Source organism: Gordonia heveisoli, assembly GCF_030315745.1.
Lineage (GTDB): Bacteria > Actinomycetota > Actinomycetes > Mycobacteriales > Mycobacteriaceae > Gordonia.
The window spans coordinates 1-14,744 of the sequence record NZ_JASXSH010000005.1 but is presented as its reverse complement, the minus strand read 5'-3'; the positions used below and the strand labels follow the sequence as shown (position 1 = coordinate 14,744).

Sequence of the window (14,744 nt, the reverse complement as noted above, 5' to 3'; positions counted from 1 at the left end):
ACTGCTTCTCTCTCATATGGTCACTGCGCGATTCAGCGGCCCGCCCGGTGTGACGGGCCCGGTTTCACGCTCTTGATGGTGTGACCGCCGGGCGGTGCGTAACCGGCACCGGCGAACCAGCACGCCATTCTGCCAGATCAGTCGGAGGAATCGGAAATCCCGATGATGAGTGGTCGTCGCCGGGCATGTGGCCGCCTACCCCGCGAAAGGCGACCACATGCCGACGAACCCCGACGCGATGCACCAGTCTCACCGACGCAGACAGGGCTGGACGCTTGCGGACGACGTCTCCCCCATCGTTTCCGCGTGCGCCTGTCGGCCGGTCCGACAAACCGCATGTCGGGTGTGAGCACACCGGACTTCAGTGAAGCGAACCCAGAACGAGTTCACTTTGCAACGCTGCTGCTACATTACCGCCCAGTAAAGAAGCGCGACCAGACCTGAGTGGGTGGCCTTGGTCACACTCACGGGCCGCACCCGGCGCTGACCTCAGCGGATGTGTTCGCCCGCGCACACCACCTGACGAGGATGGCGTAGAGTACGCAAATCCTTGCCCGGGTCCGCGTCGAGCACCAGGAAGTCGGCGCGCGCACCGTCGGCCAACACGTCGGCCCCCAGCCATTCGCGGGCGCGGGTACTCGCCGCGGCGAGCGACTCCAGCGGCGACATTCCGATCTCGGTCAGCATCTCGACCTCGTCGACGATCCGGCCATGTTCGACGAAGCCGCCGGCGTCGGTGCCTACATAGATCCGCACCCCGGCCTCCCGCGCCGCGGCGAATACCTGATGCCTGCCCTCGTACAGCGCGAGCATCGTCGCCCGGTAGGCGGGAAACCGATCGGCCCCCGCGGCGATCCCGGGAAAATTCTCCAGCTGAACCAGGGTCGGAATCAGCGCGATGTCGGCGGCGACCATCGCATCGATCTGATCCTCATCGAGCCCGGTGCCATGCTCGATCGCGTCGAACCCGGCGGAAATGATGTCCGGCAACGCATCTGCACCGAAGACATGTGCGGTGATGCGCGCACCGTGTGCATGCGCTGCGGCCACCGCGGCCTCGAGCTGTCCCCGCGTCCACAGCGGTGCGAGATCCCCTACACCCCGGTCGATCCAGTCCCCGACGATCTTGACCCAGCCGTCACCGGCCTGCGCCTGGCGGGCCACCTCGGCGGCGAGGTCGTCGGGATCGTCGAGTTCGATCCCGTAGTCACGCAGGTAGCGCTTGGGTCGGGCGATGTGTTTGCCGGCCCGGACGAACCGCGGACCGACGGGGTCGGCGTCGAGCGGGTGGGTGTCCAGCGGCGAACCGACCTCACGGATCAGTAGCGCCCCGGCCTGGGCGTCGGCGCGGGCGAAGGCACGCGCCTGTTCGATGGTGACACCCAGACCCGGGGCGATGCCGACGTGATTGTGTGCATCGACCAGACCCGGGATGATCCAGCCGTCCGCGCACGCGGTCTCGGCGTCGGCCACCGGTTGGTAGGTGATATGTCCGTCGACGACCCAGAACTCGATCTGCTCGTCCCCGAACGGGTCACGACCGCGATAATGCCGCGCCACCGCCGACCGCCCTTTCGCTACTTGTTCTTCTTCGGCTGCTGGAACTGCGAGACGTCGATGCCCTCCAGGCCCGGGGGCAACTGGTCCAGCCCGGGCGGCATCGACGACAGGTCGGGGAAACCGGCAGGCATCCCACCGGGCATGCCGGGGAAGCCCCCGCGCATCTTCGGCGGGGTGGGTCCGCGTCCACGACCCTTCCCCTTCTTGCCCTTGGCGCCCTTCTTACGGTTGTTCTTGCGGTTCATGCCACCCAGACCCATACGGCCCGACATCTGCGCCATCATCTTGCGGGCGTCGAAGAACCGGTCGACGAGTTGGTTGACCTCGCTGACCGTCACGCCCGAACCGTTGGCGATACGCAAACGACGCGAGGCGTTGATGATCTTCGGGTTGTCACGTTCGGCCGGGGTCATACCGCGGATGATCGCCTGCACCCGGTCGAGTTGCTTGTCGTCGACCTGCGCGAGTGCGTCCTTCATCTGTCCCGCACCCGGCAGCATGCCGAGGATGTTGCCGATCGGACCCATCTTGCGGATCATCAGCATCTGGTCGAGGAAGTCCTCCAGCGTCAGCTCACCCTGGGTGATCTTGGCGGCCGCGGCCTCGGCCTGCTCGGCGTCCCAATGCTGTTCGGCCTGCTCGATGAGGCTGAGTACGTCGCCCATCCCGAGGATGCGGCTGGACATGCGGTCGGGGTGGAAGACGTCGAAGTCCTCCAGCTTCTCGCCCGACGACGCGAACATGATCGGCCGGCCGGTCACCTCGCGCACCGACAGGGCGGCGCCACCGCGCGCGTCACCGTCGAGCTTGGTGAGCACCACGCCGGTGAAGTCGACACCCGCGGCGAAGGCCTCGGCCGTCGACACGGCGTCTTGGCCGATCATCGCGTCGACGACGAACAGCACCTCGTCGGGGTTGGTCGCGGTCCGGATGTCGGAGGCCTGACGCATCAGTTCCTCGTCGATGCCGAGTCGGCCCGCGGTGTCGATGACGACGACGTCGTACTGCTTGGCGCGCGCCTCTTCGACACCTGCCAACGCCACCGCGACCGGATCGCCGGAGGAGACGCCGAGCACGCCGTCGCCGCCGACACTCGTTCCCGGATGCGGCGCGAAGACCGGCACGCCCGCGCGTTCGCCGACGATCTGCAGCTGCGACACGGCGCCGGGACGCTGCAGGTCACAGGCGATCAGCAGCGGGGTGTGCCCCTGCGCCTTGAGCCAGTTACCGAGCTTGCCCGCCAGAGTCGTCTTACCGGCACCCTGCAGGCCGGCCAGCATGATGACCGTCGGCGGAGTCTTGGCGAACTGCACGCGCCGGGTCTCGCCGCCGAGGATCGCGATGAGTTCCTCGTTGACGATCTTGACGACCTGCTGGGCCGGATTCAGGGCACCGGACACCTCCGTGCCCTTGGCCCGCTCCTTGATCCGTGCGATGAACGCACGAACCACCGGCAACGAGACGTCGGCTTCGAGTAGCGCCAACCGGATCTCGCGGCAGGTGCGGTCGATGTCGGCGTCGGACAGACGTCCCTTGCCGCGCAGATCCTTCAGAGCACCGGTCAACCGGTCGGAGAGGGAATCGAACATTCACCCATCCTCCCATGCATCGCTAACTGATCGGCACGCCGGACCGTCCGGTACCGCCGAAGCTGCTCGGCCCGTCCTCCCCGTCGTCCTCGGACCGCGGCTGCGGTGGCGGACAGGCGGCGACGACAGCGTCCACCAGACGCTGACGGACATCGGGGGTGTCCTCGGTCAACGTGAGGTTGAAGGTGTCGACCGCGGTGGCGCCCAGGGTGGCAAGTTTCGCCCACCGGACGTCGGCACCGTGCGCCTCGAGGACGGCGGTTACCCGGCTCAGCAGGCCGATCCGATCGTCGGTGCGCAGTTCGAGGAGCACCTCCCCGCCGGGTGTGTCGATCCACTCGGCGCGCGGCGGGGCCACCGCGAACAGTGCCGGTACCGCGTTCTTCGGATGCCCGGCACCGTCGACGGCGGGATCGGTGCTGCCGGCCGACGCACCGCCACCGAGGATGGTGCCCGGCGATGCCGAGACAGTGCCGATGGTCGGGATCGGCGATTCCCGGTCGCGGGTCTCGATCCGGGCGAGCACGTCGATCTTGCCCGCCACCGCGGCCATCAGTTGCTGGCGGATCAGACCGGCCTCGGGCGGACTGCCGAACAGCGGAATGGCGGCGAAGGTGTTCACCGCCCGACCATCCAGACTCTGCACGGTGGCCGCATGCGAACGAATCCCGTTGAGCGCCAACACACCTGCCATCTTCGACAGCAGACCCGGCTGATCTGGCGCGACCATCGTGATCGTGATGGTGTGCCCTTGCCCCGGTGTCATGCGCACCGCGAACTCCGCCGAGTGGGCGAGTTCGATCTGCTCGGGGGTGAGCGGTTCGGGCGCGGGTAGTTCGTCGCCGTCCATCAGCCGCATCGCACGCCGGACGAGTTCGGTGATCAGCGACGACTTCCAGTCCCCCCACACCCCCGGTCCGGTCGCCCGCGAGTCGGCCTCCGCCAGCGCGGCGAGCAGTTCCAGCAGGAGCCGGTTGCCGCCGAGGGTGGTCACCACATGTTCGGCGGTGGCCGGGTCGTCGAGGTCGCGACGGGTGGCGACGGTCGGCAGCAACAGGTGATGGCGGACCATCTCCGAGAGCACCTGCACATCCTGCGGCCACAGCCCGAACCGGTTACCCACCTGGACCGCCAGCTCCGCGCCGACGATGCTGTGGTCGGCGCCGCGCCCCTTACCGAGGTCGTGGATGAGAGCGCCGAGCACCAATAGGTCCGGTCGTGACACCCGGGTGGTCATCGCGCCGGCGAAGGAGGCGGCCTCCACCAGATGCCGGTCGACGGTCCACATGTGGATCGCATCACGTGGCGGCAGATCGCGGACCGCACCCCATTCCGGCAGCAGGCGACCCCACAGGCCGGTCCGGTCGAGCGCCTCGATCGGATCGACCATGTGATGCCCCGAGCCCAGCAGCACCAGCAGATCACTGAGCGCCTCGGCCGGCCAGGGTTCCCGCAGTTCGGGCGCATAGTCGGCCAGCCGGCTCAGCGTCGACGCACTGATCGGCAACCCGGTCCGCGCCGACGCCGACGCCACCCGCAGGATCAGTCCCGGATCCTTACTCGGAATCGCGCTGCGCGCCAACACGATCTCACCGTTGTGCTCGACCACGCCCTCGTCGAGCGGACGACGGATCGGTGAGCGTCGCAGCTTGGCGAGTCCGCGTCGCGGCAATGCGTTTCCGGCGGTGCGCAATCCGACGTCGATGGAGTAGCTGATGGTGCGCGCCGAGTCACTGATGACCCGCGCCAGATCGAAACGGTCCCCGATGCGCAATGCCGCACCGATCTCATCGGCATCCTGGGCACGGACCTGTTCCCGCGGCCGGCCGGCGATGCGATGCAATTCGGTACGGATGTCCAGCAATCGGCGGTACGCCAGTTGCGGACCGGCTCCCGGAGAATCCGGGCGCAAGCTCGCCATACCGTCGGTGAGCTGAGCGATCGCGAGCGCACCGAGCAGCTGCACATCCCGCAGACCGCCACGGCCGTTCTTGAGGTCGGGTTCGGCCCGATGGGCGATGTCGCCGGCTCGCCGCCACCGATCCTGGGCGTGTTCGACGACGCCGCTGAACCGATTGCGGATGTCGTTGCGCCACTGCTGCCGGACCCCGCCGATCAGCAGGGCGGACAGGTCTTCGTCGCCGGCGATGTGCCGAGCTTCGAGCAGGCCCAGGGCCGCGGTCAGGTCCTCGCCGGCCACCTGCAGTGCCTGCGGGACCGTCCGCACGCTGTGGTCGAGCGGAATGTTGGCGTCCCACAGCGGATACCACAACCCGTCGGCCACCTCGGATACCCGTTCCGGCGGCAGGTCGTCGTGCAACAGGATCAGATCGAGATCGGAATGCGGCAGCATCTCACCGCGTCCGAGACCGCCGACCGCGACGATCGCGAATCCGCTGTCGGCCTTGATGCCGAGTTCGGCACCTTTACTCGTCAGCCAGAACTCGTGCAGATCGACGAGTACCTGCCGCAGGGCGGCGGCATCGAGTTTGCCCGAGTTCTCGGTGTTGGCGAGCTGGCGCCTTGTTTTCGCCAGGTCGGTTGCCGCGACCGGGGTTTCGGGAATGGAAGGAGAACGCGGCCCCGCACCCGACTCGTCGTCGGACGCGGGGCCGTGTGTCGTGTTGAGAAAGGGCACGGGCCGACTTACAGTGCGTCGCCGCCGCGCTCACCGGTGCGAACCCGGACCACCGACTCCACCGGCGAGACCCACACCTTTCCGTCACCGATCTTGCCGGTGCGTGCCGCCTCGACGATCACGTCGACGACCTTGTCCACGGCGGCATCGTCGACGACGACCTCCACCCGAACCTTCGGCACGAAATCGACCGAATACTCGGCGCCGCGGTAGACCTCGGTGTGGCCCTTCTGCCGGCCGTATCCCTGGACCTCACTGACGGTCATACCCAGGATGCCGGCCTGTTCCAGGCCTGCCTTGACGTCTTCGAGCGTGAACGGCTTGACAATTGCGGTGATCAGCTTCATGAGTCATCCCTCTCCATGGATGTCAGCGTAGTCGTGAATTCTGCGGGCATCATGCCGGTTCATACGCCGTCTCCGCATGTTGCGTCTCATCGATGCCGCGCTTCTCGTCCTCGTCACTGACGCGCCAACCCAGCGGCTTGAGTGCGAAGGCGATGATCGCGGTGAGCGCTGCGGTGAAGGCCACAGCGAATGCTGCGATCACACACTGGACCACGAGCTGCTTGTAGTCGCCGCCCCAGAACAGGCCGGTGTCCTTGGCCAGGAAGCCGATTCCGACGGTGCCCCAGAGACCGGCGACGAAGTGCACGCCGACGACGTCGAGCGAATCGTCGTAGCCGAACTTGTTCTTCAGGCCGATGGCCAGCGCGGCCAGTACACCGGCGATCAGACCCAGGATGAGCGAGCCGACGGGGGTCAGCGCGCCACAAGCCGGGGTGATGGCGACCAGGCCGGCGACGATACCCGAGGCCGCACCCACGCTGGTGGCGTGCTTGTCGCGGATGATTTCCACGGCGAGCCAGCCGATGATCGCGGCCGCGGTGGCGGCGGTGGTGTTGACCCAGACCAGGCCTGCGGTCATATCTGCGGCCAGCTCCGAGCCTGCGTTGAAGCCGAACCAGCCGAACCACAGCAGTGCCGCGCCGAGCATGACGAACGGGATGTTGTGCGGACGGTAGGCGGTACGACCGAAACCGGCACGCTTACCGATGATGAGCACCAGGACGAGTGCGGCGATACCGGCGTTGATGTGAACCACGGTGCCACCGGCGAAGTCGATCGGTGCGACCTTGGCGACGGCCACGCCGTCGACGTCCTCGGTACCGAAGATCCACGCGGCAAAGCCGTCCTCGTTCTTCGACATGATGCCGCCGCCCCACACCATATGGGCGAGCGGGAAGTAGACGATCGTCGTCCACAGCACGGTGAAGACCAGCCAGGTGGAGAACTTCACACGTTCGGCCAATGCACCCGAGATCAGCGCAACGGTGATGACCGCGAAGGTCAGCTGGAAGCCGAGGAACACGATCGACGGGATGCTGAGTCCGCCGGTCACGACGTTGTCGCCGGCGGTGTCGGTCAGCTGACCGGAACCGAACAGCGAGAACGGATTCGCGAAGATGCCCGCGATGTCACTGTCACCGGTGATGCCGTCGCTGAAGGACATCGAGAAGCCCCACAGCACGTAGATCACGCTCACTGTCGCCAGCGAACCGAAGGACATCATCATCATGTTCAGGACGGACTTGCCGCGGGCGAGTCCGCCGTAGAAGAAAGCCAGACCGGGCGTCATCAGCAGAACCAGTGCTGCGCACAGGATCATGAATGCGGTGTCGCCCGTGTCGAATGTGCCGAAAGCACTTTCTGGCAGCGCCAAAACCACTGTTCGAACCTCCTCGGGGGTTGCGCCGACGGCTCGGCGCCTCCAAAGAGAGTCGCGGCACTGGGTTTCCGTGGTGGTGCCTTGGTGTTTCGAGAATGTGAACCAACGACCGGTTTCTATTTCCTGAACGTAACGGTCCAGGTCAGCATCGACGGCGGTCTCTCAGGTTCGCCGAACAATTGTGAGCCGGATTAGCGGTCGCTGATCCCGGTCGACCACTCTGGAACCACCGCCGAGGGCCGATCAGAGGAGCGCGTCGACGAACGCCTCGGGTTCGAATGGGGCCAAGTCGTCGGCCCCCTCCCCCAGACCGACCAGCTTCACCGGCACACCGAGTTCCTTCTGTACGTGGAACACGATGCCGCCCTTGGCGGTCCCGTCGAGCTTCGTGAGCACCACCCCGGTGATGTCGACGACCTCGGCGAACACCCGGGCCTGCGCCAGCCCGTTCTGCCCCACCGTGGAGTCCAGGACGAGCAGTACCTCGTCCACCGGCGCCTTCTTCTCCACGACACGTTTGACCTTGCCCAGTTCGTCCATCAGACCGGTTTTGGTGTGCAGGCGTCCGGCGGTGTCGATCATGACGACGTCGACCCCGGCGTCGATGCCACGATCGACGGCATCGAAGGCGACCGCGGCCGGATCGGCCTGTTCCTTGCCGCGCACGATCTCGGCGCCGACGCGTTCACCCCAGGTCTGCAGCTGATCGGCGGCGGCGGCCCGGAAGGTGTCGGCGGCGCCGAGCAGCACCCGACGACCGTCGGCGACGAGCACACGGGCCAGTTTGCCGGTGGTGGTGGTCTTGCCGGTGCCGTTGACGCCGACGACCAGGATCACCGCGGGACGTCCGGCGTGCGGCAACGCCTTCACCGACCGGTCGAATTCGGGGTGCAACTGCTCGACGAGCACCTTCTTCAACAGTGCGCGCGCCTGCTCCGCGGTGCGCACCGGGCTGGTGGCCAGTTCTTCGCGCAGGCGGTCGACGACGGCGGCGGTGGTCGCAGTACCCAGATCGGCCATCACCAGGGTGTCCTCGATCTCCTCCCAGCTGTCCTCGTCGAGGTCGCCGGCACCGAGCAGACCGAGCACGCTCTTGCCGATCGCCCCCTGCGACCGTGACAGCCGTCCGCGCAGCCGGCCGAGCCGACCGGCGGTCGGGGCGATCTCGTCGAGTGCAGCGGGCGCGGAGACGGCCGACGCGTCGTCGGGGACGACGAGTTCGGGGGTTTCCTCCACGACCTCCGTCGCCACAGCTTCGGGCTCGGCGGTCTCGGGCTCGGCGGTCTCGGGCTCGGCAGTCTCGGGGGCTTCGGGTGCCGCAACTTCCGACTCAACAGCTTCCGGCTCAGCGGTCTCAGGCTCAGCGGTCTCCGGCTCAGCGGTCTCAGGCTCAGCGGTCTCAGGCTCGGCAGTCTCGCGATCGGTGGTTTCCGTGACCTCCGTCGGCGCGTCGACCTTCGGCGAAACCACCTCCGGAACCTCGGTTTTGGGCGTTTCGGTGGTGGGTGCTTCAGCCTTCGGCGCTTCGGGCCGTTCGGCGAGGTCGGCGCCGGTGGCGCCCTGACTGAAGGTGAACCCGGATCCCGACTTGTATCCGCCGGACCGGTCGACCTGACGTTTGCTGCCGTCGGTCACCTCGGTCGGCGTGGTCTCCTCGCCCGCGATCGGGCCCAGGGAGATCCGTCGCCGTCGGGCCAGCACCAGGCCCAGCGTGATGATCGCGATGAGCACGACCACCGCGACGACGATGCCGATGATGATTCCGGTGTCCACAGTGGGGTTCCTGTTCTTCTCGTGAATAGATGACCGGACCGCGCGGACGCTACCCGGCCGGAATGGTCAGTCCGTGGCGGTTGGGCCGGTGGTCACCGGGATGTCGACGCCGCGCAGCCGCTGTGAGATGACGGTGGTGATGCCGTCGCCGCGCATGCTGACGCCGTACAGGGCGTCCGCGACCTCCATCGTCGGCTTCTGGTGTGTGATGACGATCAGCTGAGACTTCTCCCGCAACTGCTCGAACAGGCTGATCAGGCGGCGCAGGTTGGTGTCGTCGAGCGCCGCCTCGACCTCGTCCATCACATAGAAGGGTGAGGGCCGGGCACGGAAGATGGCGACCAGCATCGCGACCGCGGTCAGCGACTTCTCGCCACCCGACAGCAGCGACAGTCGTTTGACCTTCTTGCCCGGCGGCCGGGCCTCGACCTCGATGCCGGTGGTCAGCACGTCGCTGGGGTCGGTCAGGATCAGTCGGCCCTCGCCGCCCGGGAACAGGGTGGAGAACACCTGCACGAATTCCCGCTCGACGTCGGCGTAGGCCTCGGTGAACACCTGCAGGATGCGCGCGTCGACATCTTCGACGACGTCGAGCAGATCCTTGCGGGCGGCCTTGACGTCTTCGAGCTGCGCCGACAGGAAGTTGTAGCGTTCCTCCAGGGCCGCGAACTCCTCGAGTGCGAGCGGGTTGACCTTGCCGAGGGTGTTGAGGTCCTTCTGCGCCCGCTTCGCGCGGGCTTCCTGCGCGGCCCGGTCGTAGGGCATCGGTGCGGGTGCGACGACCTGATCGCCACGCGCCTTGGCGTCCTCATATTCCTGGACCTCCAGCGCCGACGGCGGCATGGGGACGTCGGGGCCGTATTCGGCGATCAAATCGTCGGGGGCCATCGCGAAGGTCTCCAGCACTTGTTCCTCGAGCTGTTCGATGCGCAGCGCCGCCTGGGCGCGGGCCATCTCGTCGCGGTGGACCGAGTCGCGCAGGGTGTTCAGACGCGCGGTGAGGTCGGCGGCCTGCGCCTTGAGCGCGTCGAGGGTGGCGGTCCGTTCGGCGCGGATCTGTTCGAGTTCGTCGCGGCCGGCCTGGGCGGTCGCTACCGCTGACACGAGGCGTTCGGAAACGCCCGCACCGGCGGTGGCCACGGCTGCGGCCACCGCAGCCGAGTGCCGGCGCACCATGTCCTGGCGGCGGGCGCGTTCGCGGGCATCGCGTTCACGCTGGGCAGCGCGGCGCAGCGAGTCGGATTTGCCGCGCACCGACGCCAACCGTTCCTCGGCGGTGCGCAGGGCGAGACGGGCTTTAATCTCGACGCCGCGGGCGGCGGCCACCGCCTCGGCCGCGCGAGACCGGTCGGTGTCGTCGATACCGGACTCGGGGTTCTCGATATCGGTCTCGTCGCGGGCGTGCCGCAGCCGGTCCTGCAGTTCGTCGAGTTTGGCGAGGGTTTCCGAGCGGCCTGCCTCGGCCTGTGCGCGCTGCCGGTTGAGACGGTCGCCTTCTGATGCCGCCGACCGGATCTCCTGCCCGAGACGCGCCATCAGTTCGTAGGCGCCGCCGACATTTGCGTCCGATTCGTGTAGTGCGGCGAGTGCCTCTTCGGCGGATTCCTGACGCTGCCGCTGTTCGGTGAGGGCACCGTCGAGGGCGGCCGCGATCTCCTCCGCGCGGCGGTGTGCAGTGGCGAGGTCGGCGGTGGCGGCGTCGATGGCCGACTGCACCTCCAGCGTCGACGGCCGATGCGACGATCCACCCACGATGGCGGCCGCGCCGATCCGGTCGCCGTCACGGGTGACCGCCAGCAGCCGATGGCTGCGGGCCAGGTCCAGGCCCTGTTGCGGATCGTCGACGAGGATGGTGTCGGCGAGCAGCACGTCGACCGCGCCGCGGACCGATTCCGGGCATGACACGACCGACGACGCCCAGCGCACCCCGGCGGGCAGGTCGACGATGCGTGGGACCGCCGTGGCGGACAGGCCACCGCAGATCAGTGCCGCCCGACCGCCGTCGCCGGATTTGAGGGCGTGCAACGCGCGGATCGCGGCGAGGTCGTCGACGGTGGCGATGGCATCGGCGGCCGGTCCCAGTGCACCGGCGATCGCGGTCTCGTAACCGGCATCGACGGTGATCAGTTCGGTCATCGGGGCGAGCAGGCCGTCGGCGGCGTTGGCCAGCAACCACGCCCCGCCGTCGTTGCGTTCGAGTCCGATGGCCAGCGCCTCGATACGGGCGGTGAGCGAGGCGATGGACTGTTCGGTCTCCCGCTGCTGCGCCTGTAGGGTCGCGACCCGTTCGTTGGACAGGTTCAGCGCAGTGACGCTGCGTTCGTGGTGTTCGTCGAGGGCTTTCTCGGCGGCTTCGAGTTCGGCGAGGGATCCGGCGGCCGAGTCCTGTTCGGTCTGGGCGCGTTCGGCGCGTTCGGTGGCCGCGCCGATCGCGGCGGTGAGCCGGGCTGCCTCGGCGTCCACCGATTCGGCGCGGGTGCGCAGGTTGTCGACCTGGCCTTCCAGTCGGGCCAGGCCCTCGCGACGGTCGGCGATGGCGCGCACCGCGGCCAGGTGGGCGGCCTCGGCCTGGCCGGCGACCGATTCGCGTTCGGCCAGTTCTTCCCGGCTGACCTCGAGCTGTTCGGCGGCGATCGCGACACCTTCGCCGAGTTCGGCTTCGAGTTCAGCAGCTTCGAGGGCCTGTTCTTCGAGTTCTTCGGGGTCGGGCCCGCTGGATTCGGCGGTGGGTTCGGACAGGTAGCGACTGCGTTCGTTGGCGACCCGGCAGGTGGCGTCGACCCGTTCGGCGAGCGCCGACAACCGGAACCAGGCCTGTCCGGCGGCCGATGCCGCGGGGGTCACCTCGGCGAGTTGGCTTTCGTGTTCGGCGACCTGCGCCGATACCTGGTCGAGGGCGGCGGTCACCTCGTCCTGCTGCTGGCGCACGGCGTCTTCGACGGCACTGTGTTCGGCCATCTCGGTGCGGCGGATGACGAGGTCGTCGGCAGCCAGGCGCAGGCGGGCGTCGCGCAGGTCGGCCTGCACGGTCTGGGCGCGGCGTGCCACCTCGGCCTGCCGACCGAGTGGTTTTAGCTGGCGGCGAAGTTCGCCGGTGAGGTCGGTGAGCCGGGCGAGGTTGGCCTGCATCGCGTCGAGTTTGCGGACGGCCTTCTCTTTGCGTTTGCGGTGTTTGAGCACGCCCGCGGCTTCTTCGATGAAGGCTCGACGATCTTCGGGGCGCGACTCCAGGATCGCCGCGAGCCTGCCCTGACCGACAATCACATGCATTTCGCGGCCGATACCGGAATCGGAGAGCAGTTCCTGCACGTCCATCAGGCGGCAGGAGCTCCCGTTGATCTCGTATTCGCCCGCACCGTCCCGGAACATCCGGCGGGTGACGGAGACCTCGGAGTATTCGATGGGCAGCGCGCCGTCGCTGTTGTCGATGGTGAGGGTCACCTCGGCGCGACCCAGCGGCGCGCGTCCGGAGGTGCCCGCGAAGATGACGTCCTGCATCTTGCCGCCGCGCAGCGCTTTGGCGCCTTGCTCACCCATCACCCAGGTCAGCGCGTCGACGACGTTGGATTTCCCCGAGCCGTTCGGACCCACCACACAGGTGATGCCCGGCTCGAAGCGCAGGGTCGTCGCGGAGGCGAACGACTTGAAGCCCTTCAGGGTCAGGCTTTTGAGGTGCACGACGCTACAGACTACTCACCATCGTGATGGTTATCTGCGCACACACGGCCAGGTCACCGCTCGGAAAATCCGGTGAGATCGCCGCGCGGCAGGTCGAGCCGGTCGACGATGAGGTCGACCCGGCCCGGTGTCTGCCCGGATCGCAGCGCCGTCAGCAGGTCCGCCACGGCTCTGCGCGCACCTTCGGCGACGACCAGTACCCGCCCGTCGGGCTGGTTGGACGCATAGCCCTCCAGCCCCAGTTCCAGCGCGCGTGACCGTGTCCACCAGCGGAATCCGACACCCTGCACCCGGCCGTGGACGTGGGCGATCAGCCGCACCTGCTGGTCGGGGTCGGGCTGATCGTCGGGATGGAGGTGCACGGGCTTGTCGGGCATGGCGTCCAGTGTGCCCGGCGCCGCGGTGCCGAGCGCGTAGATGGGATACAACCCGCCGAACGATGTACCGAGGTTGGAGTTATTCGGTGTCGATGCGCAGGTCCACCTCGGCGCCGGCTTTGATGGTGCGGCCGACGGTGCACACCGCGTCGATGGCCCGCTCGACCACGACGAGCAGCCGCTGCGCGGCGTCGGCGTCGAGTTCGGACAGGTCGACCTCGAGGACCTCCGACAGCTTCGGGTAGACCTCGTTGCCGCGGTCAGCGGCGCCGCTGACCCGGATGGTGGCGTCATAGTCGTCGCCGAGTCGGCGCGACAGCGGTCGGTCCGACGACATGCCGGTGCAGGCGGCCAACGCGATCTTGAGCAGCTCGCCGGGGGTGAACACTCCGGCGACGTCCTCGGAGCCGACCAGTACCTGCGCCCCACGCGAGCTGTGCCCGGTGTAGCGCCGCGTGCCGGTCCGCTGCACCCACAGCTCGGTGTGCGGCTTGTCGGCGGCCTCGGCCGCGGCCTCGGTTCTTGCTTCGGTGGTTTTCGCTTCGGTCGTCATCTGCTGCCGCATCCTCTCGTCGTGTCGCGATCGTCGGGCGATCGCGTGGTGGTGCTGATCGTGGTCGGCGTGCGTGCGCACGCGCATGGTCAGTCGAACGCCGGGGCGCCCGGAGTTCTTCCGGCGCGTCGGCGTCAGTGCGCGGACATCAGTATGTACTGCGATTCAGTGACGACTCACGGCGCACGGACCGGCCGTGCCGGCGGACCCTGATCGACCTCGTTAGGGCCGACGCATCGGGTGCGGGAATGTGTGGTCCTCGCTGCTTTCAGGGAACCCACACCACCGCGACACCGGGCGTCATCGGTGACCGCACATCGAGCGTGAGCATCACTTGTCCGACGTCGGTGCGCAGAATGGCCTCGGCCGGAATGCCGTTGAGGCCCGACGACATCTTCGCCGTCCCCGTCCTCCCATTCGAAAGATTCACCCACCGAATCCACAAGTACGGCAAGCAACCCCACCGTTGGCGCATCAGTCCGGTGACGGTGGCGACGCCGCGCGTCTTACCCACTTCGACGCCGCACCGGACCGGCGGGACGTCGAAACTCCCGTTGGGATTGCCGTACATCGCCGGTTCGATCTGGAACGGCACGATCGTGGCTGCGGATGCGGTGCCGGGAGCGATTAGGAACGCGGCAACGGCGCTCATCGCGAGGGCGGCGGTCTTATACCTCATGGCCTTATACCTCATGGCGAAACCTCACGGTTCTCGTCGGGCCCGACTCGGTTGGGACGCTACTCGCGATCGGCACCGTCGGCCAGGATGCTCGTCCTGATTCGGGGTGCGTGCGGGCATTCTGCCGTGGCCGGTACTGACGCCAAGTTTCTGGTGGCGGGCTACTCAA

General features: G+C 67.7%; 10 protein-coding genes. All 10 read right to left on the bottom strand.

Features of this window, described 5'->3' with window-relative positions; genetic code table 11:
* Positions 1-489 precede the first annotated feature (489 nt).
* Complete coding sequence (locus tag QSJ18_RS05720) at positions 490-1,560, bottom strand: amidohydrolase family protein (protein ID WP_286325336.1); 1,071 nt, start codon at positions 1,558-1,560, stop codon at positions 490-492.
* A 17-nt stretch (positions 1,561-1,577) separates the two neighbouring features.
* A complete protein-coding gene (gene ffh, locus QSJ18_RS05715; RefSeq protein ID WP_286325335.1) occupies positions 1,578-3,149 on the bottom strand; it encodes a signal recognition particle protein in 1,572 nt (523 codons plus the stop codon).
* A 22-nt stretch (positions 3,150-3,171) separates the two neighbouring features.
* Positions 3,172-5,787, bottom strand: coding sequence for a [protein-PII] uridylyltransferase (locus QSJ18_RS05710; RefSeq protein WP_286325334.1), 2,616 nt, complete (start codon positions 5,785-5,787; stop codon positions 3,172-3,174).
* 8 nt (positions 5,788-5,795) lie between these two features.
* Entirely contained in the window at positions 5,796-6,134 is a 339-nt protein-coding gene (locus QSJ18_RS05705; RefSeq protein WP_004572306.1) for a P-II family nitrogen regulator, read from the bottom strand.
* A 49-nt stretch (positions 6,135-6,183) separates the two neighbouring features.
* Positions 6,184-7,515: an ammonium transporter gene (locus tag QSJ18_RS05700; protein ID WP_286325327.1), complete on the bottom strand. Its 1,332-nt coding sequence runs from the start codon at positions 7,513-7,515 to the stop codon at positions 6,184-6,186.
* Between the two features lie 243 nt (positions 7,516-7,758).
* Positions 7,759-9,288, bottom strand: a complete 1,530-nt coding sequence (gene ftsY, locus QSJ18_RS05695) for a signal recognition particle-docking protein FtsY (protein ID WP_286325326.1) — start codon at positions 9,286-9,288, stop codon at positions 7,759-7,761.
* A 66-nt stretch (positions 9,289-9,354) separates the two neighbouring features.
* Complete coding sequence (gene smc, locus QSJ18_RS05690; protein ID WP_286325325.1) at positions 9,355-12,966, bottom strand: chromosome segregation protein SMC; 3,612 nt, start codon at positions 12,964-12,966, stop codon at positions 9,355-9,357.
* A gap of 53 nt (positions 12,967-13,019) precedes the next feature.
* Positions 13,020-13,343 (bottom strand): acylphosphatase, encoded by a 324-nt coding sequence (locus QSJ18_RS05685; protein WP_286325324.1) that lies wholly within the window; start codon positions 13,341-13,343, stop codon positions 13,020-13,022.
* Between the two features lie 79 nt (positions 13,344-13,422).
* Positions 13,423-13,896 (bottom strand): OsmC family protein, encoded by a 474-nt coding sequence (locus tag QSJ18_RS05680; RefSeq protein WP_286325323.1) that lies wholly within the window; start codon positions 13,894-13,896, stop codon positions 13,423-13,425.
* A gap of 268 nt (positions 13,897-14,164) precedes the next feature.
* A complete protein-coding gene (locus QSJ18_RS05675) occupies positions 14,165-14,575 on the bottom strand; it encodes a hypothetical protein (protein ID WP_286325322.1) in 411 nt (136 codons plus the stop codon).
* Between the last annotated feature and the right edge of the window lie 169 nt (positions 14,576-14,744).